General features: G+C 66.6%; 23 protein-coding genes and 1 pseudogene. 11 read left to right on the forward strand and 13 right to left on the reverse strand.

All coding sequences use genetic code 11. The features are described 5' to 3' along the window. Window positions 1–26: 26 nt before the first annotated feature. The 4 genes from AC1DGD_RS12930 to AC1DGD_RS12945 all read left to right on the forward strand — a co-directional run bounded on the left by AC1DGD_RS12930 (window position 27) and on the right by AC1DGD_RS12945 (window position 3903). Window positions 27–1979: a M13 family metallopeptidase gene (locus AC1DGD_RS12930; protein ID WP_476857046.1), complete on the forward strand. Its 1953-nt coding sequence runs from the start codon at window positions 27–29 to the stop codon at window positions 1977–1979. 89 nt (window positions 1980–2068) lie between these two features. Continuing rightward, window positions 2069–2395, forward strand: coding sequence for an ArsR/SmtB family transcription factor (locus AC1DGD_RS12935; protein ID WP_476857047.1), 327 nt, complete (start codon window positions 2069–2071; stop codon window positions 2393–2395). Further along, the gene (locus AC1DGD_RS12940) at window positions 2395–3162 is read left to right on the forward strand and encodes a cation efflux transmembrane domain-containing protein (protein ID WP_476857048.1); all 768 of its coding nucleotides are present in this window, start codon (window positions 2395–2397) and stop codon (window positions 3160–3162) included. Before AC1DGD_RS12935 ends, AC1DGD_RS12940 begins: the two co-directional genes overlap by 1 nt. 159 nt (window positions 3163–3321) lie before the next feature. Continuing rightward, the gene (locus AC1DGD_RS12945; RefSeq protein WP_476857094.1) at window positions 3322–3903 is read left to right on the forward strand and encodes a dihydrofolate reductase family protein; all 582 of its coding nucleotides are present in this window, start codon (window positions 3322–3324) and stop codon (window positions 3901–3903) included. Between the two features lie 126 nt (window positions 3904–4029). Here the strand turns inward: AC1DGD_RS12945 and AC1DGD_RS12950 are convergent, their stop codons facing one another. From AC1DGD_RS12950 to AC1DGD_RS12975, 6 genes are all read right to left on the reverse strand, one after another. Next, window positions 4030–5595 (reverse strand): LCP family protein, encoded by a 1566-nt coding sequence (locus AC1DGD_RS12950; RefSeq protein WP_476857049.1) that lies wholly within the window; start codon window positions 5593–5595, stop codon window positions 4030–4032. Window positions 5596–5728: 133 nt separating this feature from the next. Then, window positions 5729–6688 carry a GTPase Era gene (gene era / locus AC1DGD_RS12955; protein WP_476857050.1) on the reverse strand — a complete coding sequence of 320 codons (960 nt, stop codon included), beginning with the start codon at window positions 6686–6688 and terminating at the stop codon, window positions 5729–5731. Continuing rightward, entirely contained in the window at window positions 6672–8003 is a 1332-nt protein-coding gene (locus AC1DGD_RS12960; RefSeq protein ID WP_223917363.1) for a hemolysin family protein, read from the reverse strand. The genes era and AC1DGD_RS12960 overlap by 17 nt, the downstream gene beginning before the upstream one ends. Beyond that, window positions 8000–8473, reverse strand: coding sequence for an rRNA maturation RNase YbeY (ybeY, locus tag AC1DGD_RS12965; protein WP_028276709.1), 474 nt, complete (start codon window positions 8471–8473; stop codon window positions 8000–8002). Before ybeY ends, AC1DGD_RS12960 begins: the two co-directional genes overlap by 4 nt. After that, the gene (locus tag AC1DGD_RS12970; protein WP_028276708.1) at window positions 8470–9558 is read right to left on the reverse strand and encodes a PhoH family protein; all 1089 of its coding nucleotides are present in this window, start codon (window positions 9556–9558) and stop codon (window positions 8470–8472) included. Before AC1DGD_RS12970 ends, ybeY begins: the two co-directional genes overlap by 4 nt. A gap of 305 nt (window positions 9559–9863) precedes the next feature. Continuing rightward, window positions 9864–10379 carry a flavin reductase family protein gene (locus AC1DGD_RS12975; RefSeq protein WP_476849264.1) on the reverse strand — a complete coding sequence of 172 codons (516 nt, stop codon included), beginning with the start codon at window positions 10377–10379 and terminating at the stop codon, window positions 9864–9866. Between the two features lie 357 nt (window positions 10380–10736). On the opposite strand from AC1DGD_RS12975, the pseudogene AC1DGD_RS12980 reads away from it, so the two are divergent. Beyond that, a pseudogene (locus AC1DGD_RS12980) lies at window positions 10737–10955 on the forward strand (class I SAM-dependent methyltransferase); the annotation flags it as partial. Window positions 10956–11213: 258 nt separating this feature from the next. On the opposite strand, the gene AC1DGD_RS12985 reads toward AC1DGD_RS12980, so the two are convergent. Beyond that, a complete protein-coding gene (locus AC1DGD_RS12985) occupies window positions 11214–12260 on the reverse strand; it encodes an NAD-dependent epimerase/dehydratase family protein (protein ID WP_476857051.1) in 1047 nt (348 codons plus the stop codon). Window positions 12261–12286: 26 nt separating this feature from the next. Further along, window positions 12287–12481, reverse strand: coding sequence for a hypothetical protein (locus AC1DGD_RS12990; protein WP_476849267.1), 195 nt, complete (start codon window positions 12479–12481; stop codon window positions 12287–12289). A gap of 111 nt (window positions 12482–12592) precedes the next feature. Between AC1DGD_RS12990 and AC1DGD_RS12995 the strand changes: the two genes are divergently transcribed. Then, window positions 12593–13036, forward strand: a complete 444-nt coding sequence (locus tag AC1DGD_RS12995; protein ID WP_476857052.1) for an N-acetyltransferase family protein — start codon at window positions 12593–12595, stop codon at window positions 13034–13036. A 46-nt stretch (window positions 13037–13082) separates the two neighbouring features. Next, window positions 13083–13598, forward strand: coding sequence for a GNAT family N-acetyltransferase (locus tag AC1DGD_RS13000; protein ID WP_476857053.1), 516 nt, complete (start codon window positions 13083–13085; stop codon window positions 13596–13598). A gap of 55 nt (window positions 13599–13653) precedes the next feature. Here the strand turns inward: AC1DGD_RS13000 and AC1DGD_RS13005 are convergent, their stop codons facing one another. Both AC1DGD_RS13005 and AC1DGD_RS13010 read right to left on the reverse strand, forming a co-directional pair. After that, window positions 13654–14151 carry a GNAT family N-acetyltransferase gene (locus AC1DGD_RS13005; protein ID WP_230009229.1) on the reverse strand — a complete coding sequence of 166 codons (498 nt, stop codon included), beginning with the start codon at window positions 14149–14151 and terminating at the stop codon, window positions 13654–13656. A gap of 88 nt (window positions 14152–14239) precedes the next feature. Next, on the reverse strand, window positions 14240–15313 hold the full coding sequence (locus tag AC1DGD_RS13010) for a DNA polymerase IV (protein ID WP_476857054.1): 1074 nt from the start codon (window positions 15311–15313) through the stop codon (window positions 14240–14242). Between the two features lie 124 nt (window positions 15314–15437). Between AC1DGD_RS13010 and AC1DGD_RS13015 the strand changes: the two genes are divergently transcribed. Continuing rightward, the gene (locus AC1DGD_RS13015) at window positions 15438–15689 is read left to right on the forward strand and encodes a hypothetical protein (protein WP_476857055.1); all 252 of its coding nucleotides are present in this window, start codon (window positions 15438–15440) and stop codon (window positions 15687–15689) included. Window positions 15690–16088: 399 nt separating this feature from the next. After that, window positions 16089–16970, forward strand: coding sequence for a GerMN domain-containing protein (locus AC1DGD_RS13020; RefSeq protein ID WP_253906772.1), 882 nt, complete (start codon window positions 16089–16091; stop codon window positions 16968–16970). Window positions 16971–17020: 50 nt separating this feature from the next. Here AC1DGD_RS13020 and AC1DGD_RS13025 read toward each other — a convergent pair whose 3' ends face one another. The 3 genes from AC1DGD_RS13025 to hrcA form a co-directional block, all read right to left on the reverse strand. Then, window positions 17021–17809, reverse strand: a complete 789-nt coding sequence (locus tag AC1DGD_RS13025; protein ID WP_476849273.1) for a 16S rRNA (uracil(1498)-N(3))-methyltransferase — start codon at window positions 17807–17809, stop codon at window positions 17021–17023. Between the two features lie 2 nt (window positions 17810–17811). Next, complete coding sequence (dnaJ, locus tag AC1DGD_RS13030; protein ID WP_028276700.1) at window positions 17812–18942, reverse strand: molecular chaperone DnaJ; 1131 nt, start codon at window positions 18940–18942, stop codon at window positions 17812–17814. Window positions 18943–19020: 78 nt separating this feature from the next. Then, a complete protein-coding gene (gene hrcA, locus AC1DGD_RS13035; RefSeq protein ID WP_476849274.1) occupies window positions 19021–20034 on the reverse strand; it encodes a heat-inducible transcriptional repressor HrcA in 1014 nt (337 codons plus the stop codon). 318 nt (window positions 20035–20352) lie between these two features. Between hrcA and AC1DGD_RS13040 the strand changes: the two genes are divergently transcribed. Together AC1DGD_RS13040 and AC1DGD_RS13045 are read left to right on the forward strand one after the other, a co-directional pair. Beyond that, complete coding sequence (locus AC1DGD_RS13040; protein WP_476857056.1) at window positions 20353–21204, forward strand: DUF3097 domain-containing protein; 852 nt, start codon at window positions 20353–20355, stop codon at window positions 21202–21204. Window positions 21205–21347: 143 nt separating this feature from the next. Then, entirely contained in the window at window positions 21348–21767 is a 420-nt protein-coding gene (locus AC1DGD_RS13045; protein WP_026537291.1) for a DUF4870 domain-containing protein, read from the forward strand. Window positions 21768–21876: the final 109 nt, after the last annotated feature.

Below are 21876 nucleotides of genomic sequence, written 5' to 3' on the forward strand. Positions count from 1 at the left end.
CCGGACTGCCTCTCAAAGGAGCATCCGTGCCACTTTCGGGGATCGATCTGTCCACCATCGACGCCAGCGTCCGCCCGCAGGATGACCTGTACCAGCATGTGAATGGCGGCTGGCTCAACACTACGGTCATCCCGGACGACCGGCCGCTGGAGGGCACCTTCACCGCCTTGCGCGACGCGTCGGAGCTCGCGGTGAAGGAGATCATCGAGCAGGCCGCCGCACGCGGTGCGAAGGCGACCGGCATCGAGCGCAAGATCGGGGACCTGTACAACAGCTTCATGGACGAAGCGGCGGTCGAGGCCAAGGGCCTGGACCCGCTCCGGGCGCGGCTGGCGCAGGTGTTCGCGACGACGTCGGTGCCCGAACTCGTGGCGCTGGCCGGACGGCTGTTCCGCGCCGATGTGTCCGGGCTCTTTTATATTTACCCCGCCCCGGATGCCGGAAACCCGGACCGGGTCCTGCTCTACACGGGCCAGGGCGGCCTCGGCCTGCCGGATGAGTCTTATTACCGGGAAGCGAAGTTCGCCCCGATGGTCCAGGCCTACCGTGCACACGTGGGGGCCATGCTGGGCCTCGCGGAGGTTGCCGACCCTGAGGGGGCTGCCGGACGCGTGGTGGCTCTGGAAACTGCGCTGGCTTCGCACCACTGGGACAACGTGACATTGCGGAATCCGCAAAAGACGTACAACTTGAAGTCCGCCAAAGAAGCCGCGGAGCTGTTCCCCCTGCTGGCGGACTGGTTCGACGCGGCCGGCATCGAGCCGGAGAAGCGCGCCGAGCTGGTGGTGAGCACCCCCGACTTCTTCTCCGGCGCGGCCTCGCTGCTGGATTCCGAACCGCTGGCGATCTGGCAGGAATGGCTCGCCATGCGCGTGGTCAGCGCGGCCGCCCCGTACCTGTCTTCCGAGTTCGTGGACGCGAACTTCGCGTTCTATGGCACCACCCTGAGCGGTACGCCGCGGATCAAGGACCGCTGGAAGCGCGGCGTCGCGGTGGTCGAGGCGGCCCTGGGTGAGGCGGTCGGGCAGATCTACGTGGCCGGACACTTCCCGGAGGGGCACAAGGCGCGCATGCAGACCCTCGTGGCCAACTTGATCGAGGCGTACCGCGAGTCCATCACCGGGCTGACCTGGATGGGCGAGGCAACCAAGCTCGAGGCCCTGAAAAAGCTGGACTCCTTCCGCGCCAAGATCGGCTTCCCGGACAAGTGGATCGACTACTCCGCGGTGGAGATCGACCCCGCCGATCTGCTGGGGAATGTGGAGCGCGCGCACAGCGCCGACGTCGACCGCCACCTCGACGAGGTCGGCAAGCCCGTGGACCGCGAGAAGTGGCTGATGACGCCCCAGACAGTCAACGCCTACTACCATCCGCTCCTGAACGAGATCGTGTTCCCTGCGGCCATGCTGCAGCCCCCGTTCTTCACTGCCGACGCCGATGACGCCGTCAACTACGGCGGCATCGGTGCCGTGATCGGCCATGAAATCGGCCACGGCTTCGATGACCAGGGCTCGCAGTACGACGGCAGCGGCCTGCTGCGCAACTGGTGGACGGAGGATGACCGCACCGCGTTCGAGGCGCTGGCCGCCCGGCTCGTGGCGCAGTTCGATGCCCTTTCCCCCACGGCAGCCCCCGGCCACACGGTCAACGGCAAGCTGACCTTGGGCGAGAACATCGGCGACCTGGGCGGGCTCACCATCGGCTACAAGGCCTACCTGATCAGCCTCGACGGGCAGGAACCGCCGGTGCTCGATGGCCTGACCGGGGTGCAGCGTTTCTTCGCGTCCTGGGCCGCGGGGTGGCGGCAGGTCATCCGGACCGAAGAGGCCATCCGCCGGCTGGCGACGGATCCGCACTCCCCAAATGAGTTCCGCACGAACGCCATCGCCAAGAACCTCGACGCCTTCCATGCGGCATTCGGCGTCACGGACCGGGACGGCATGTGGATGGCACCGCAGGAGCGCGTCAGCATCTGGTGACCCGGGGCCCGGTCACTGGCACCGACCCAGCCGGGGAGGGCTGTGCTTACACGCTTGCGTGAATACATCGACAGCTGTACTTTCGATTGATGGAGACTCTTACGCATGCCCCGGTGCTGGCACGGTTCGGTTATGCCGTGTCAGACCCGACACGGGCAGAAATCCTGCTTGCCCTCACGGCTGCGCCGTCCTATCCCTCGGAGCTGGCGGATTCCCTCGGGGTATCCCGGCAGAGCATGTCGAACCACCTGGCGTGCCTGCGGGGATGCGGGCTGGTCGTTGCCGTGCCGGAGGGGCGGCGGACCCGCTATGAGCTCGCCGATCAGCGCCTCGGCCATGCCCTGAAAGACCTTCTGGGCGTCGTGCTGGCGGTGGACCCGGCCTGCTGCGCACCCGACGGGACGTGCACGCTGTGATGGCTTCCCTCCAACTGTCGCCGGGCCCGGCCCGCCGCGCCGTCCTCAGCCGCCGGATCCGCTTGTTCGCGGCGGCCACCATCAGCTATAACCTCATCGAGGCCGTTGTGGCTTTGTGGGCCGGGGGTACGGCGGACTCGTCGGCGCTCCTCGGCTTTGGCCTGGATTCCATCATTGAGGTCGCGTCGGCGCTGGCCCTGTCGTGGCAGTTTTCCACCAAGGACCCTGAACGGCGTGAACACCTCACCTTGCGGATTATCGCTGTCTCATTCTTCGCGCTGGCGGCCTTTGTCTCCGCCGAGGCAATCAGGTCACTTCTCGGCGCCGGCGAGGCACAGCACTCGACCCCGGGCATCGTGATTGCCGCACTGAGCCTGGTGATCATGCCGGTCCTGTCCTGGCTCCAGCGCCGGGCCGGCCGGGAGCTCGGATCACGCACGGCGGTGGCTGACTCCAAGCAGACCCTGCTCTGCACGTATCTGTCGGCAGTCCTGCTCGCGGGTTTGGTGCTGAACAGCACCCTTGGCTGGTGGTGGGCCGATGCCGGCGCTGCGCTGGTCATCGCCGCGATCGCCCTCCGGGAGGGCATCAACGCCTGGCGCGGCGACATCTGCTGCACGGTCCCCCACACGGCGGCAGACACCCTTCCGACGGCCACGGAGCCGGCCCGCTGTGACGGATGCGGTGCCGATTCAGCACCTCCAAAGGCGCTCTTCCTACCCGAGGTGGGGGTGGGACAGTCCGCCGCCGATGAGCAGCATGCGTAGTCGGTAGTGCTTCCGGTTGCGGAAGCCGCGGTGTCAGCAGCACTCATCTGGCACAGCGGTTCAAGGAGCTCGTCGCCGCTGCCGGCCGCTTGATTTCTTACTGGAGCGACAGCTCGCGGCACGCTAATGTGGGGGCACCCCAAAGCAGAGGAGTGCCCCGTGGGCAAGGTGGTCATGTACAGCTCGGTGTCGGTGGACGGCTTCATCGCGGACGAGAATGACCAGCCCGGACCGCTGTTCGACTGGTTGTCCAACGGTGACGTCCCGTTGGACGAGAGCGGCGGGGTGAAGGTGTCCCAGGCCTCCTACGACTACACCCGGCCGTACTGGGACCAGATCGGGGCGACCCTCGTCGGCCGCCACGTCTTCGACCTGACGGACGGCTGGGACGGGAAACCCCCGAGCGGGATCGATCACGTGGTCGTCGTGACGCACCGGCCGCAGCCCGAGGGCTGGGACCCCGAGGCGCCGTTTCACTTCGTCGACGGCGTCGAGGCAGCCATGGCCAAGGCGCAAGAGCTTGCGGGTGACCGCATCGTCGAGGTCGCCGCTGGTGATGTCGGTGGCCAGATGCTTGCCGCGGGCCTGGTCGACGAGGTGCGCATGGACGTCGTACCCGTCGTGTTCGGGTCCGGCAAGCGCTACTTCGGGTCGGTCCACGCACAGCACCTGCTGGAGGATCCCGACGTGGTGATTCAGGGCAACCGGGTGCTTCACCTGCGCTATCGGGTGCGCCGTTGAGGTCCTCGCCGTGTGCCACGACCCAGCAGGACGTGGAAGAGCCTCCAAAGGCCGCCGTCCAACATCCATGACAAAAGAAGGCCCCCGTTCAGGAAAATCTGAACGGGGGCCTTCCTGGCTGGCGGGTCAGCGGGTGATCAGTGCCGGGTTGGCCTGCTGGCAAACGGTGTCGCCGGCTGTCTGGTTGACGATGTCCTTGGGCAGCTGCGGGGCAGCGGCGGCGGCGGTCGGCGTCCCGTTCGCGAAGTCACTGCCCAGGTAGACCTGGACACCGGCAACTCCGGCGGCCGGGAGCACCCGGTCCGGCGCCACACCGACCAGGGCCGCGACGTCCCCGGCCACGTCAGCGTAATCCGCACCGTAGTAGACCGCCGTCGCGGCGACGGGCGGAGCAGTCAACTGGCCCACCTGGGTGAAGCCGGCGCCCTTGATGGCCTGCATGATCTCCTGGGTCCGGGCCGGAACACCAGAGCCGTTGGCCACAGTGACGGGCTGCAGGGTCTTGTCATAGGCCGGGGCAGTGGGGCTGGGCGTCGGCGTGGCGCTGGCGCTCGGGGAAGCGCTCGGCTTCGCGGTCGGATCCGTCAGGTCCACGTCGTTGCGCATGGCGGCGAACAGCTGGGATGCCGCGGGCTCGGCCAGCTGCAGCCGGTTGATGTCCGTTTCGGCCGGGACTGTCGGCGTGGCCACGAAAGCTACCTTGCCGACGTCGATGTTCTTGAGCCGGTTGCCCACGGTCAGCAGCGTCGGCACCGAGGCCAGGCCGTCGTCGATGGTCAGGTTCTTGGTGATCGCGTCCGCGATGCCGAGCATCCGGGCCGGGTTGGTAAGGGTGCCGTCGTCCTTGATTTTCCGGGTCAGCGCGGACAGGAAGCCCTGCTGGGCCTTGATCCGGCCGAGGTCGCCGCCGTCGCCGAAGGCGTGCCGGGTGCGCACGAACGACAATGCCTGCTCGCCCTGGACAGTGGAGGTGCCCTTGGGCAGGCGCAGCTTAGAGTCGGGGTCATACACGGCGTCGCTGACACACACTGACACGCCGCCCACGGCGTTGGAGAGTTCCTTGACGGCGTTGAAGTCGGCCATCATGAAGTGGTCGATCTCCAGGCCAGTGAGCTTGTTGACGGTGTCCACGGCGCAGCCGATGCCGGCCTCGGACATCGCCGAGTTAATCATGACGCCGGTCTGGGCCGGGTACTCCTTGTTGGTTTTCGGGTCCTTGCACTTGGGGATGTCGACCAGCAGGTCGCGGGGGAAGCTGACGACGTTGACCCGCTTGTTGTCCGCGGAGATGTCCATCAGCATCATCACGTCCGAGTGCCCATATCCGGTCGCGTCATCGCTGGTGCCGTACTGCGAGTTCTTCCCGTCGCGCGTGTCCGAGCCGAGGATCAGGATCTGCATCCGGTCCGTCGAATCGTTCACGGCACCCTCGGTCTTGATGCTGCCGGCGCTCAGTGGGGCCTTGGTGAGGTTGCCCTGGAGCCGGATGGTCCAGTAGGCGCCAAAAGCGATCACGCCGACCAAGAGCACGGCCACCACGCCCGTGAAGATTTTCAGCCAGGTGGGGGTCCGGCGGGCGGAGCCGAGGTGGCGGGCCGGGCCAACGGCGGGATCGGCCGTGTGCCGGGCAGCGGCTGTTGACCGGGCCGGCGGGGCGGATCCGTCGGCACGGTTGTCACGGGGTCGAACCACTTGTTGAGCCTTCCTAAACGAACGGGGAGTCAGCCCATTTTAGAGTCCGAATCTGAGAAAACGCCGATGGCCCTCTCTTGGGAGCGGCGGGAAAGGGCCAACGGTCAAAATAGCGGCCTAAGAACAGCGCGTCTCAGAAGCCCAGTTTGACGAGCTGCTTCGGGTCGCGCTGCCAGTCCTTGGCGACCTTGACGTGCAGGTCAAGGTAGATCCGGGCACCGAGCAGCGCCTCGATCGCCTTGCGCGCGTTGGTGCCGACATCGCGGAGCCGGGCGCCGCCCTTGCCGATGATGATGGCCTTCTGGGAGGGCCGCTCGACGTACAGGTTGACGCGGACGTCCAGGAACGGGCGGTCCTCGGGCCGGCCTTCCCGCGGAACGATTTCATCGACGACGACGGCCAGGGAGTGCGGCAATTCGTCGCGGACGCCTTCGAGGGCTGCTTCCCGGATGAGTTCGGCGATCATCACCGCTTCCGGCTCGTCCGTCAGGTGACCGTCCGGATACAGCGGCGGCGACGCCGGCATGTGACCGATCAGGACGTCGGCAAGGGTGTCGACCTGGAAGCCGTCCGTGGCGGAGACCGGGACGATGTCCTTCCAGCCGTCCTCGCCAAGGACCTCGCGGCCCAGGGCGGCGACGGCGAGCAACTGCTCGGTGAGGGCCTGCCGGTCGACGGTGTCGGCCTTGGTCACGATCGCGATGATGGGCTTGTTGGGGATGGCGGCGAGCTGGGCGGCAATGAACTTGTCCCCCGGGCCGATTTTCTCGTTGGCCGGCAGGCAGAAGCCGATCGCGTCGACCTCGGCGAGGGTATCGGCGACCAGTTCGTTCAGCCGCTTCCCCAGCAGCGTGCGCGGGCGGTGGAGGCCCGGGGTGTCAACGAGGATCAACTGGGCGTCGTCCCGGTGCACGATGCCCCGGATTGTGTGGCGCGTGGTCTGGGGCTTGGCCGAGGTGATCGCGACTTTTTGGCCGACCAGGGCGTTGGTGAGGGTGGACTTGCCCGCATTGGGCCGTCCGACCAGCACCGAGAAACCGGCGCGGTAGCCGCCGTAGGCTGCGTCGCCGTCGGACTTATTCTGCTTGCTCACGTGAGACTCCCTGTTGGATTGGTGCGGCCTCGTCGAGAAGGTCTTCAAGGTCAGTTTGTTCTTTTGCTACGGCGGCCGCAATGATGTGGCTGACGCGGTTCCGCCGGCCCTCCAGCCTGTCGGCGCGGAGGGACAGTCCGTGGACCTGGACGGTGCTGCCGACAATCGGCACCCGCCCGAGGGCCTTGGCCAGCAGGCCGCCCACGGTGTCTACTTCGTCGTCGTCGAGCTCGAGGTCGAAGAGTTCGCCGAGGTCATCGATGCTCATGCGGGCGCTGACCCGGTAGCTTCCGTCCCCCAGTGCCACGGCCTCGGCGCTTTCGGTGTCGTATTCGTCCACGATTTCGCCGACGATCTCCTCGATGAGGTCCTCGAGCGTGACCAGCCCCGCCGTTCCGCCGTATTCGTCGATGACGATCGCAACGTGCGTGGATTCCTTCTGGAGTTCGCGGAGCAGGTCGCTGACGAGCTTCGAGTCCGGCACGTAGCGGACCTCGCGGGCCACCTCGTCCACCACCGGCGGTTCCTCGTGCGGGCCGAGGTTGTGGAGCGAGGCGGCAACGTCCTTCAGGTACACAATGCCCAGGATCTGGTCCGTGTTTTCGCCGATGACCGGAATCCGCGAGTACCCGGAGCGCAGGAACAGCGACATCGCCCGGTGCAGGCTGGATCCGGAGTCGATCGTGAGGATGTCGGTCCTGGGCACCATAACGGAGCGGACCAGGGTGTCCCCGAAGTCGAAGACCGACTGGATCAGCTCGGCCTCGTTGTCCTCGATCACGTCGGACTCGGTGGCCCGGTCCACGAGTTCGCGGAATTCTTCCTCGCTGAAGAACGCCTCGCTGTCGGCCGGCGCGCCGGGCGCTACGACGCTGCCGAGCCGCACCAGCCAGCCCGGAATCGGGCCGAGCACGGCGTAGAGGGACCGGACGAGCGGGGCGCTGAACCGGACCAGGGCGGCGGAGTGGACCCGGCCGAGCTGCCGAGGGGACACCCCCACGATCACGAAGCCGAGCAGCGCCATGATGCCGGTGGCCGCCAGCCCGGCCAGCCAGACGTTGTCCAGCATGCTGTAAAGGAGCACGGTCACGGCGACGGCGGCGGCCATCTCGAACCAGACCCGCCAGAACCGCAGGGCGCGCATGTGCCCCACGGGCTGGGCCAGGATGCGTTTGAGCGAGGTGCCTCTGCTGTTCAGGACCGCCTGCTCGGCGTCGTGCCGGGGCAGGAAGTTGAACGCGGACTCGGCAGCGGTCAGCACTGCGGCAAAGCTAAGGAACACCAGCGCCATGCCGGCAAGGATCAGTGGGGTCACTGAACCGTCTCGGACGGGGCCGCTTTGCCGGTGAAGGCGGTCAGGAGTTCGCGCTGCAGCCCGAACATCTCTTCCTTCTCTTCCGGCTCGGCGTGGTCATAACCCAGCAGGTGAAGGATGCCGTGCGTGGTCAGCAGCAGCATCTCGTCCTGGGTGGAGTGGCCGGCGTTGCGGGCCTGGACCTCGGCTACCTGGGGGCAGATGGCGATGTCGCCGAGCATGCCCTGCGGCGTCGGCTTGTCCGGCGTGCCCGGGGTCAGCTCGTCCATGGGGACGGAGAGGACGTCGGTGGAGCCTGGCTCGTCCATCAGTTCGAGGTGCAGCTTTTCCATGGCCGGTTCGTCCACGAGCAGGATGGACAGCTCCGCCTGCGGGTGGATGTAAAGGCTTTCGAAGATGAAACGCGACAGCGCCACGAGCCCGGCCTCGTCCACGACGACGCCGGATTCGTTGTTGACCTCAATGCTCATGCGTGTTCTCCCCGCGTTTCCCGGGCAACGGAGTGCTTGACCCGGTTCCTTTGGACTTCGTCCCAGATGCTGTAGGCGTTGACGATATCCCCCACCAGGCGGTGCCGGACGACGTCGGAGGCATCCAGGATCGAGAAGTTGACGTCCTCGATCCCCTGCAGGATCTCCTCGACGATCCTGAGCCCCGAGCGGGTGCCGAAGGGCAGGTCCACCTGGGTGATGTCGCCGGTGACCACCATCTTGGAGCCGAAGCCCAGACGGGTCAGGAACATCTTCATCTGTTCGGGCGTGGTGTTCTGCGCCTCATCGAGGATGATGAAGGCATCGTTAAGCGTGCGGCCCCGCATGTAGGCCAGCGGGGCGACCTCGATGGTGCCGGCGGCCATGAGGCGGGGAATGGATTCGGGGTCCATCATGTCGTGCAGGGCGTCGTACAGGGGCCGCAGATAGGGGTCGATCTTGTCGCTCAGGGTGCCCGGCAGGAAGCCGAGCCGCTCCCCCGCCTCGACAGCGGGACGGGTCAGGATGATGCGGCTGACTTCCTTCTGCTGCAGGGCCTGGACGGCCTTGGCCATTGCCAGGTAGGTCTTGCCGGTACCGGCGGGACCGATCCCGAAGATCACGGTGTTGGCGTCGATCGCGTCCACATAGTTCTTCTGGTTCAGCGTCTTGGGCCGGATGGTCTTCCCGCGGGTGGAGAGGATGTTGGTGGTCAGCACTTCCACGGGGTTCTGCAGCGACTGGCTGCGCAGCAGGGAGACGAGCTGCTGCAGCACGGCCGGGGTGATGACGGTGCCTCGGGCCACCAGCCCGCGCACCTCGTTGAGCAGCCGCATGATGCGCGGCACGTCGGCGGCAGGACCGCTGATCGCGAGCTCGTTGCCCCGGACGTGGAAATCGACGGCGGGGAACTGGTTTTCGATGAACCTTAAGGCTTCGTCATGGCTGCCCAGCGACTGGACCATCTGCTCTGAGTCGTCGAACAAGACCACCTCCGTCCGCAGCCCTGGTAGGGAGTGGGGAAATTCCCCTGCGGTGCGTTCTCGGGCGCTGAACCGGGCCTTGCCGTTCGCTGCTTCAGTCATGGTGTTGGCCCGCGGGCCTCTGGTCCCCTCCAGTATGAATATGGTCTGTCGCCGTGATCCGTGCCGACGGCGGTTCGCACCGCCCGCGGCCAGGGTCTACGGGTGCTTCCATCTTACGCCAGCGCGGCGCGGCCGACGCCGGAGGGGATCCGGCGCCGGCTGTTACGGGTAGGCGTTTCCGAAGACGACCCACCCCTCCAGCCAGTGGGCACCTGTTGCCGGGCACGGCTGTTCCGCTTTGCCGGGTTCCCGCTCCGGCTTCGGCTCCCGCTCCGGCTTCGGTTCCGCCTTCGGTTCCGACACGGTCAGGCCGCGCTCTCCAGCGCGCCGGCGCGGGACCCGACGCCGGCGTAGCGTCCCTTGTAGAAGAGCAGGGGCTCAGCGTCGGGGCGGGCGCCCAGGGCGCGGACGGCGCCGACGACGATCGTGTGGTCGCCGCCGTCGTACTCCTGGTGGAGTTCGCAATCCACCCAGGCCAGGGCGTTATCCAGGACGGGGTTGCCCAGCGGCGAGGGCGAATGGCCGACGCCGGCGAACTTGTCCGTCCCCGAGCGCGCGAACTGCCCCGCCAGATGCTGGTGCTCTGCGGCCAGGATGTTCACGGTAAACCGTCCCGCCGCACGCAGCAGCGGCCAGGTGCTCGATGTCCGTGCGGGGCTGAAAGTGACCAGGGCCGGCTCCAGGGACAGGGAGGCGAAGGACTGGCATGTGAAACCGGCCGGCCCGTGCTGGGTTGCTGCGGTGATCACCGTCAGGCCGGTGGCGAAGTGTCCGAGAATGTGGCGGAGTGCCTTCGGGCTGGGGTCAGAATGTTCCGTCATGGCGGGTCCTTTCGAGCGCTGGTAGCCCCAATCAACCACCGTAGACGCGGGTTCCCAAGCCCGGCCGCAACGCACAGTCGCGCAACGACACAACGCGTCACGGACCCGTTGCATGACGTAAGAATTCGGCACCGGGAGTTCCCCGGCCATGGCCGTTAGGCTCGGTTGATGGCAAACCAGGAAAATTTGATGGACGTCAGATCCGCGTACGACACAGTGGCCGAGACCTATTCAGCGGTTATCCCGGATACCAGTTTCGAGGCCCCGCTGGATATGGCCATGATGGACCACTTCATCGCCCACATGCGCGGCACGGCGGACCGGAAGGTGATCGACGTCGGATGCGGTGCCGGACGAATGAGCAGTTATCTCGGCCAGGCGGGGCTGAACGTCAGCGGAGTCGACCTGTCGCCCGAAATGGTCCGGATCGCGCAACAACTGCATCCCGGGCTGTCGTTCGAGCTGGGAGAGCTGACGGACCTGCCCCAAGCGGACGCAGCTGCGGACGGCGTCCTCGCCTGGTATTCGATCATCCACTCTCCCCCGACGGCGCTGCCGGCGATCGCGCGCGAGTTCTGGAGGGCGCTCCGCCCTGGCGGTTCGGCGCTCGTCGCCTTCCACGCCGGCAGCGGCCACCGCACGATTGACCGTGCCTACGGACACGACGTCCAGCTCCGGGCGGAACTGCACGCACCCGAAGAGGTGGCGCTCCGGTTCACCGAACAAGGCTTTGTGATGCGCGCCCAGTTGGTGCGTTCACCGAGGGCCAAGGAAAAACATCCACAGGCCGCCATCCTCGTCGACAAACCCTTCGTGTCTTCAACACTTAGTCCCTCAGAGCGGACGTTGGCGTGTTCGCAGGGTCGAACCAGCGGTGAACTGCTCTTCACGGGAGTAGTCGAGATAGTGCTTGAGGGACGGATCGCCGGTTCCCGGCATGGCTCCGGCCGCTGCCGCCTTCACCAGCCAGTCCACCTGATGCGGGATGGTCTGAGCGTATGTCCCAACAGGTTCATAGGCGAGGTCAAGGGAGGCCTTGGTGCTCAGTACCAGCGGAGGCCGGAAATCCCACGGATGGTCACCGAGGCCCGTGGGTGCGCTGTCATCCAGAAGCACCTCTTCCCAGTGGTGGCCCAGGTAGCGGGCAATTGCTGCGGCGATCTGCCGGGCATTCGGCGCATCTGGATCGGCGCTGTTGAGGATTCGTGCCGCGGGCACGGCGGCAACCCGTTCCACGAGGGCCGCCGTGTTCACCGCTGCCGTCGTGTGGTCCGCGCCCTGCCCAGCATGGGCCAGGAACACGGCCCGGCGCCGGTCGAGCACCCGTTTGACGAACATCCATTCCCGGGGCAGGGCCGCGCCCTCACCATGTACCTTGGACGCCCGGATCACCGTCACGGGATGGCCGCTGCCCAGGAGGGTGTTCTCTGCAGCCACCTTGTTGGCGCCATAGCCTTCCCGGGATTGGTAGTCCCCGGTTCCCGGCCGCATGGTCGGATTGTTCTCGAGGATCGGCGCATCAAAGCGGGGCGCTACCTCGGAATTGACGTGGTTGCCGGCGGCGTCAACGTACACAGCCTTGCTCGAGAGCATGACGGCAGAGGTCACCGCGGCCAGGTGCGGCAGGAGTTGCCGGGCGTCGGCCTCGGTGTAGCACACCGCGTCCACGAGGAGATCGGCACCACCGGCCATCACCCCGGCCAGTGCGGCTTCGTCACGACGTTCGGCGGCGATAAATCGGGCACCGGCGGCAGCCAGGTCAGCCGGCATCTTGGTCCGGTCCCGGCCCGTCACGTCCACGGCCCAGCCGGCACGGATCAGCCGCCACGCAATCGCGCGGCCGAGAACGCCAGTGCCTCCAAGGATCACAGCCCGTTTCATTTGTCCGACTCTAACGGACGGGTGCGTCAGGCGAAGGCGATGCCGGGACCAAGAAGCCTCGGGTATTTCCACTCCTTGGAGAGCGCGGGAACCGCGGCGGCCGTGCGGGGAAGCCGGACGACGAGCCGGTCACCGAGCGTGAGCATGACGTTGTCCGTCCCGCTGGATGACACCGGCTTCAGACGGAGCCCGGCCCACCCCGGAAACTGATCCGCGATCATGAGGCCGACCTGGTTTGTGTCGATGTCAGGCTCAGCGTCGTGCCGCTTCTTCGAGGTCGCCCTGCGGACCTTCAGTGGGAGGCGGGCGCCCCGCCAAAGTAGGGTACTTCCATGTTCATCATTCGCGAAGGGCGCCCAGACGATGTGCCCGGCCTTGCGACGCTAAGGGCCACGTGGGCGGCGGAACAGGACCCCGCGCCCATGGACGATCCCACCTTCGACGCCGTCTTCATGGAGTGGATGAATGCCAGTCCCCGAAAGTTCTTTGTGGCCGACTACGGCGGCGAACTCGTCGGGATGCTCAACCTGATGATTTTCGAGCGGATGCCCAAACCCGGAACGGAATCGTCCCGGTGGGTCTATCTGGGCAACGCCTACGTGCTCCCGGAGTTTCGGAACGCCGGAATCGGAGGCCGGCTCGTGGAGGCATCGATCCAGTTCGCGCAAGGCATCAAGGCCGTACGGATGGTGCTTTCCCCCTCCGATGCATCACGCGGCTTTTATGCACGGCTTGGTTTCGAACCGGCCGCGGAATTGAACATTCTCAGGTTTTGACCCACGGCCCGCCAGGCCGCTGCGCCGGCTCCGGCATGATGGACACATGGAATTGCAGACTGATCGTCTCCTGCTGCGCGAGTACACCCTGGATGATTTCGCTGCGGTACATTCATTCGCTTCCGACTTGAGGATCGCCGAATACGTGGACTGGGGACCGAATACAACCGGCGAAACGCTGGAATTCCTTAAAATGTGCTCGGCGGCGCAACGCGGTTCGAACCGGACAAACTTCACTCTTGCTGTCACTTTTCCCAGGGGCGAAGCCTTTGGTTCTGTCGGACTCGGCATTGATCGTGGCCGGGGCGAGCTGGGGTGCGTGATTGATGCTGACCACTGGGGGCGCGGATATGCCACTGAGGCCGCAGCCGCCCTCCTCAGGTTCGGCCAAGGAACTCTCAAACTGCAGGACATTACCGCAACCTGCAGACCTGAAAACACCGCTTCTGCGAGGGTGCTGGAAAAGATCGGATTGGTCCCGGTAGGAGTGCGGAGGGCGGACAAACTCATTCGTGGACAGTGGCAGGATTCGCTCGTCTTTTCGTCGGTCAGCACCACCTGATAACGCACGAAACGAAGGGTGACCTCAGCCGACGTTTAGCGTGGCCCCTGCCCGGCTAAATGTCGGAGCGGACCATCCGTATTTCAGGTAGTTCCTCCCACTCGGGTGAAAGCAACTTACGCGTCCCATCGGGCTGAAAACCGTTCTTGACGTAAAAGGCCTGAGCGCGCACGTTGGCCTCAAGGACCCACAGGTAGGCGGGTAAATCGCCGAGGGCGGCTTTCAACAGGGCGACCCCGAGCCCAGTGCCATGGGTGCGCCTCAGAGTGTAAATGGAGTAAAGCTCAAGTTCGCCGGGCAGGTCATCGTCACGCCCCGTGCCTGCGTCGGCAAATCCAACTATTTCATTGCTCTCGTCCATGGCGATGATTCGCGGCTGGGCGCTGTCCAGATACGGCCGGCGTTTTTCCACGCGCAGCGGCATGCTGGCACGGCGGGCATCGAAGAACGCCGGGGACAATAGGTGCCCGTAGCATTCCTCATGGGCCAGGGTGTGCATCCTAACCACGGCATCAGCGTCCTCGACCGCGGCCTGGCGGATCTGATATTCCATCGTCCCAGCCTAACTTTGACTTGAGGGCTTCCCAGGGTCATTTTGCGGCCGGCCGGCGGAACGCCGCACCGGGGAGGAAGCGACGCCGTCACCAGCCGCCGCGTGTCGGCGTATGTCCCTTTCGGGCATCGTCGGGCATTGCCATTTCGGCCCGCAGGCCCAGGAGCCGGATCGGACGGTCTGCTTCGATTCCGGCTGCGAGGTCCAACGCCTGCGCGAGGATTTCGTTCCGGTCGAATGTCTCGGGAAGCTTCCTCGCGTGGGTCTTGGTGACGAACGGCGCGTACCGGACCTTGAGGGTCAGCCCAACCACGGGCCGACCTTCGGCCACAACATCCTCCAGGACGCGCGCTGTCAGCTCCCTCACGGCGTCGTCGATCTGGGCGGGTTCAGTCAGGTCGCGCTGGAAGGTGGTCTCCCGGCTATGCCCGCGGGCAACCCACGGGGTGTCGTCCACAACGCTGGCGCCGTCCCCGCGTCCGAGCTCCGCGTACCAAGGTCCCATCCTGGGGCCGAACTCCGGGACCAGGTCCCGGGGGTCGGACGCGGCTAGCTCGGCCACTGTGTTGATGCCGAGTTTGGCCAGCCTGCCCGACACCTTGGTTCCGACGCCCCAGAGCTCCTTGGTGGGCCGACTGCCCATGACGTCGAGCCAGTTCGCGGCAGTGAGACGGAAGACGCCGGCCGGTTTGCCGAAACCGGTGGCGACCTTGGCTCGTACCAGGGTGTCGCCGATGCCCACGCTGCAGTGCAGCTGCGTTCGCTCCAGGACAGCGGCCTGCACCTGCCGGGCGTAGGCTTCCGGATTCTCTGTCTCGGTGCCTACAAAAGCTTCATCCCACCCCAGCACCTGCACTGTGGCGCCGGGCTGCGCGCGCAGGGTAGCCATGACCGTTTCGGACGCCGCGAGGTAAGCCTCCTGATCGACGGGCAGGATCACAGCATCGGGCACTTTCCGGGCCGCAATGCGTAAGGGCATTCCGGAACCCACGCCGAATGCCCTCGCTTCGTAGGATGCCGTCGACACCACGGCGCGTTCCGTGGGGTCGCCCCGACCGCCGACAATGATCGGCTTGCCAGCAAGCTCCGGCCGCCGGAGCACTTCAACCGCCGCGATGAACTGGTCGAGATCGACGTGCAGCACCCATGGGATTCCGCTCACGCCACCAGTGTGCCCTAAACATCCCTTGCAAGCATCGGCTCTCCACCACGCCTGGCCGGACTCGCCGTCGTCGACGTGCCCTCCCGTGCCCGCTGATCTGGATACCGAAGTGCTTGGAGACCGGGTGCGAACAGCGTTGGGCGCAAAGGCCGACGATCTGGAAAGTGTCGAACTCCTGGCCCTGACGCCCTACGCTGACCTCCCCGCAGCGGCGAGGAAACGACTCCGCCTCAGCGATGGGCAGGCCAATGCACTGATACGCCTGGTGCTGCGTCCCCTCGCCCGGACCATGACAGACCCGGAGGCGAATCGGATCCGGGACGACGTCTACCTGGCCCTGCACGAGGGGCCTGTCAAGGAACTCATCGCAGGATAGTGCCTGCCGTGCCAGTTCACCGTCGGGCTCCTGGCACAGCAGGCATGGAGACGCGGCCGGACCATGTCAGTGCCAGGAACCACAAGCGGACGCCATTAGGTATCAACTTTGTATCGGCCTCATATCGTTCCCGTTGCAGTTCCGGCGCCAGGGCCCAAACCCGGCTGCCGCGCCGCGCCCGTGTGCCATGCTGGAATCCGGCTGTCCCGGGATCGCCGGGCCGGTCTCCGGCCGGTGAGGGATGGGGCGGCCGTCTACGGCCGACGACGGCTACAAACGGATCATCACCGCGGAGCGCGGGGCGTACGACGAAGGGACAGCGGCATCAGGAAGCGTGGAGTTCAGCAGCCATCGGCGGGGCGCGTCCGCCGCGTCGCGTTGGCGTTGGCGCTGCCTGCCGTGCTCGTCCTGTCCGGCTGCGTGGCGACGCCGCAGAGCGGCATCACAAATTCCAGCAGCCCATCAGAGCTCATTCCCGCCCCGGCGTCGGGCGCCCCCACCACGAGCGCACCGCTGGAGACTGCCCAGACGTCGAACAAGGCTCCGGTGTATTGGATCGGCCGTGGCAATGACAACGCGTTTCTCTACCGCGAGTTCCGCGACGTTCCGGATCAGGACAATCCCGTCACCCGCGCCCTGCGGGTCATGATGTCGCAGAAGCCATTGGACCCGGATTTTTTCACGCCCTGGCAAAATCCGAAGAAGCTGGCGACGTCGATTTCCGGCAAGAACGTCATCACGGTGGATGTCTCCGCTGATGCCTTCAACAGCAACGTGGATGCGGCCATGGCCGAGCGCGCCATCCAGCAGCTCGTCTACACGGCGACAGCTGCCGCGGCCAGCGCCGGCCTCATCGATGCCGGACAGCAGGTCCAGGTGGTTGTGCTGGTGGACGGTCACACCGACTACGTCGCCTTCAACCATGTCCGCCTGGGCGAGCCGACCTCCCGCAGCGCCGGGATGGTGGCACCAGTGTGGATCATTGATCCGCAGGAGGGCACGTCCGTGGCCGACGGTTCGGTCAAGATCAGCGGCCGCAGCACCGTCCAGGGCGGGAAGCTCCGCTGGGCGATCCTCAAGGTCGACGGCGACGGCGACAACGCCAAGACCGCGTATCTCAACGGCAGCGCCACCGCCTCCGCCGATGCAGCCCGGCCCGGGCTGTTCACCTTGTCCGTGAACCTCGGCCCGGGCAATTACGAGGTCCGGGTGTCCCAGGTGGACGCATCCGACAGCGCCAAGGAAGTATTCCAGGACACCCGCGGGTTCACGGTCAAGTAGCCGTCACCTCAACAAGGCATCACGTCACTTGCGGCGGCGGCTGCCGCAGGTCACCAGCGGCCGAGGATGTCGCTGGCCAGCACAGTGGCGGCGGGCCCGGCCGTGGACGAACGCAGCACATGGTGCCCCAAAAGGGCCGTAACTGCACCGGCGTCGCAAAGCCGGGTCACCTCCCGCGGGCTGATGCCGCCTTCCGGACCCACGATCAGCAGGACCTCACGGGATCCGGCATCATCTGCCACAACATCGCCGGGCCCAACACTTTCCAGCCAGGCCTCGAGTACCTGCCGCAGCGGGCGCACGGCGTCTTCGTGCAGGATGACGGCGAGGTCTGCCGCCGTTACGGCCGCCTGCAGCCCGGCGCCGTCGACGGCGGCCCGGACCTCGGGAATCCATGCCCGGCGCGCCTGTTTGGCGGCTGCCGTCACCACCGACTGCCACTTGGCATGCGCCTTCGCGGCCCGCTCAGCCTTCCAGCGCACAATGGACCGCTCGGCCTGCCAGGGAATGACTGCGTCGATGCCCAACTCGGTCGCGGTCTCGGCCGCCAGTTCATCGCGGTCGCCCTTGGCCAGGGCCTGGACCAGGACCAGCCGTGTTCCTGGCCGTGGTTCCTCAGCCAGGTCCACGCATTCGACGCTCAGCTCCCCGGCAGCGACGGCTGTCACGGTGCCGGTCAGGCGCTTGCCTGCGCCGTCCGCGATGTCGACCGCTTCGCCGACGCCGATCCGTTTGACGGTGACGGCGTGTCGGGCCTCGGTTCCCTCGAGGACGAAGGCCGAGCCGGGGACCTGCTGGTCCAGGGTGCCTGGGGCGGTGAAGAAGACCGGGTTACTCACCGCTACAGGTTACCGAGCCGGTCCCGCAGTTTGGCGAAGACGCCGCCGCTGGCCGCAAGCTTTCCTTCCGTGAGGTGCTCGCCACGGTGCTTGGCCAGCTGGCGGAGAAGTTCCTCCTGGACGTGATCGAGCTTGACCGGTGTTTCCACCTGCAGGTGCACCTTCAGATCGCCGCGGCCGTGGCCGCGCAGGTGCGTGACGCCGAGACCGCGAAGGGTGATGATCTCGCCGGACTGGGTGCCGGCCTTGACGTCGATCTCCTGCTGTCCGTCGAAGGTGTCGAGGGATATTTCGGTGCCGAGGGCGGCCGCCGTCATGGGAATGTTGAGGCTCGCGTGCAGGTCATCGCCCTCGCGCACGTAAGTGGCGTCGTTGTTGACCCTGATCTCCACGTACAGGTCCCCGGCGGGGCCGCCGGCAGGGCCGGCCTCGCCCTGGCCGGACAGCTGGATGCGGGTGCCGGTGGCCACGCCGGCCGGGACCTTGACGGTCAGCGAGCGGCGGCTGCGGATCCGGCCCTGGCCGCTGCACTCGTTGCACGGGTCCTTGATGACGGTGCCGAAGCCCTCGCAAGACCCGCAGGGGGCGGACGTCATGACCTGGCCCAGGATGGACCGCACGGCGCGCTGGACCTGACCGCTGCCGCCACAGATGTCGCAGCGGACCGGGTGGGTGCCCTCCCGGCAGCAGGACCCCTCGCAGGTGGGGCAGATGACGGCCGTGTCGACCTCGAGCTTTTTGTTCACGCCGAACACCGCATCGCGGAGGTCGATCCGGACGCTGATCAGCGCGTCCTGGCCGCGGCGGACCCGGGACGCCGGGCCGCCCTGGCCGCCACCGGCGCCGAAGAAGGTCTCGAAGATGTCCTGGAAGGCGAAGCCCTGGCCCGAGTAGCTGCCGCCGCCGAACCCGTTGTCGGTGCCGTTCTCGTTGCCGGTGGTGTCATAGACCCGGCGCTTCTGCGGATCGGAGAGGACCTCGTAGGCGTGCGTGACGGCCTTGAACCTGTCCGAGGCGTCCTCCCCGGGGTTCACGTCCGGGTGCAGGGTCCGGGCCAGTTTCCGGTAGGCCTTCTTGATCTCCTCCCCCGATGCGTCGCGGGAGACTCCAAGAACGTCGTAGTGGCTGCTCAAAGTGTGTATCTCTTCCTTGTTGTACTGCCTGTGGGGCACTGCCTGTGGGGCAAGAAGTCGTATTCGGTCCCGGACCCGTCAGGGCCCCAGGATCCTCGAAAGATAGCGGGCCACCGCTCGGACGGCGGCCATGGTGGTGGGATAGTCCATCCGGGTGGGCCCAAGCACTCCGACCTTGGCCGTGGCGTCCGGCCCGTAGGCGGTGGCCACGACCGAGGCCTCGGCGAGACCGTCGTAGGGGTTTTCCCGGCCGATGCTGACGGTCACGCCGCGCGGGTCTTCGGCCATTTCGCTGAGCAGGCGGAGCATGACCACCTGTTCCTCGAGGGCCTCCAGCACGGGTCCGATGCTGAGCGGGAAGTCCACATTGGAGCGGGCCAGGTTGGCGGTGCCGGCCATGACCATGCGCTCTTCACGGCTGCTCGTGGCCAGGGCCTCAAGGCCGCGGGCCAGCGCCTGGGCTGCTCCGCGCCGCGCGGGCGGGCCACCGGCAACGACGGCGGGCAGCAGCTGCGGCATCAGGCTCAGCGGCGTACCGGAGAGGCTGGCCAGAAAGCTGCTCCGCAATTCCGACAGCGCGTCGTCGGGAATGTCCTGCCCGACGTCGATCACGCGCTGCTCCACCTTGCCGGTGTCAGCGATCAGAACAGCCAGCACTTTCCTGGGCGCCAGCAGCACGAACTCAATGTGCCGCACCCGGGCGCGGCTGAGCAGCGGATACTGCACGACGGCGACCTGGTTGGTCAGGTGCGAGAGGAGCCTCACGGTCCGGTCAAGGATGTCGTCAAGGTCCTCGGATCCTTCCAGCAGCGCCTGAATGGCCCGGCGCTCGGCCTGGGACAACGGCTTCACCGCTGAGATCTGGTCGACGAACAACCGGTAGCCCTTGTCAGTGGGGATCCGGCCTGCACTCGTGTGCGGTGCCGTGATCAGGCCCTCGTCTTCCAGCGCCGCCATGTCATTTCGGATCGTGGCGCTCGAGACGCCGAGATGGTGCCGTTCAACGAGCGCTTTGGAACCAACGGGCTCACGCGAATGGACGTAGTCCTCCACGATGGCGCGCAGCACTTCGAGTTTGCGCGGTTCGCTCACGCTCCACCTCCAATCGACTGTCCCGCAGCCGGTGCCACCCCCCGCGTCCGGTCCGGGTACACCAGTGGTGCACGGACGGCCCGCCACAGGACAAGGGTTAGCACTCGACATGCCTAAGTGCTAACCAGTCTAATATGAGTCGCCGCGTTGTTAGCATTGGATTCGCTCCAGGCGTGGCCCGCGGGAACGCGATTCCCGTCACGCCGGCGCCGAGACCGTGGCAGATGCTGCCGTTGCCGCGCCGTCGCGGTCCGGTTCCGGCCCCCGGAGAGTTCCACCGACCGCCGTACATTCCGAGTGCAAAGTAAGCGTGAAGAGATGTCGTACCAGAACTGGGGACCCCAGGACCTGTCCGCCCCCGCCAAGACCCAGTTGCCGGAAGTCCCGGTGAAACGCGGGATGGTCCTCGAGGAGGTCCAGTCCGGCTGGGTGGGCGCCGTAACCCGGGTGGAGAAGTCCGGCGGCATGCACGTGGTGGCGCTGGAGGACCGGCGGGGCAAGTCGCGGTCCTTCCGCCTCGGCTTCGGCTTCCTCTTGGACGGCCAGCCCATCCGCCTGATGCCGCCGGCCCCGAAGAAGACGGCACCGGCCGCCGGTGCCGGCCGCACGGCGTCGGGCTCGGTGCGGGTGGCGGGGCAGCGCGCACAGGTGGCCAAGGCCAGCCGCATCTGGGTGGAAGGAAAGCACGACGCCGAGCTGGTGGAGAAGGTCTGGGGCGATGACCTCCGGGTGGAGGGCATCGTCGTCGAGCCCCTGCACGGCATTGACGACCTCGCGGCCGCCGTGGCGGACTTCGGCCCGGGCCCCGGCCGGCGCCTCGGCGTGCTCGTAGACCACTTGGTGGCCGACTCCAAGGAGTCGCGGATCGCCGACGCCGTCATGGCCTCACCGGGCGCCGCAGGCAACGTCCTGATTGTGGGGCACCCCTACGTGGACGTGTGGCAGGCCATCCGGCCCTCGGTCCTGGGGATCGAGCAGTGGCCCGTGATCCCCCGCGGCACGGACTGGAAGACCGGGATCCTGATGGCTTTCGGGTGGCCCCACTCCACGAAGGAGGACATCGGCCTCGGCTGGCAGAAACTCCTGGGGGCTGTCCGCAGCTACGCTGATCTGGAGGCGTCGCTGCTTGGCCGCGTGGAAGAGGTCATTGACTTCCTCACCGTGCCCTAGTCCGCCGCGGCGGCCGCCCCTGATCTCCATTTCCTTGCCCGAGCAAGTATTCTTGAAACGGCGGCCGCGCTTCCAGTGCGGTCCCGGCTATTTCAGGCACAACCCAGGCAGCAACGCATCACCGCAATCCGAAGGGCTACACCGTGGCAGATAACGCACGCGAACACACGGGCAATCAGGCTGGCCATGGCCAGCCCCCGTACCATGGCGTTCCGGCAAACGCGCTGCCGCTGACGGCCAGCGAGGACCGCCAGTGGGCCACGCTCGCGCACTTCGGCGGCATCCTGGGCTGCGTGCCGTCGCTGCTGATCTACCTCATCTTCAAGGACCGCGGCCCGTTCACGGCACAGGAATCCAAGGAAGCCCTCAATTTCACCCTGCCGCCGACCCTGGCCGCGGTACTGGCCAATCTGCTGGTCTTCATCCCGGTGGTGGGCAACCTCTTCGCCGTGCTCGCCACGGTGATCTGGATCGCCGTGACGTGCTTCTCGGTGGCGGCAGGCATCCACGTCAACCGCGGCCAGCCGCACCGCTACGAGTTCAACCTGCGCTGGATCAAATAGCCGGCCCGGACCCAAGCACGAGAGCCGGCCGCCGCCCGTCAGGGGCAGCGGCCGGCTCTCTTTTGTGCGGCAGGGTGTTGTGGCCGCTGATGCGGGCAGCCAAGTCGTG

The organism is Arthrobacter sp. 05T45 (assembly GCF_056395875.1).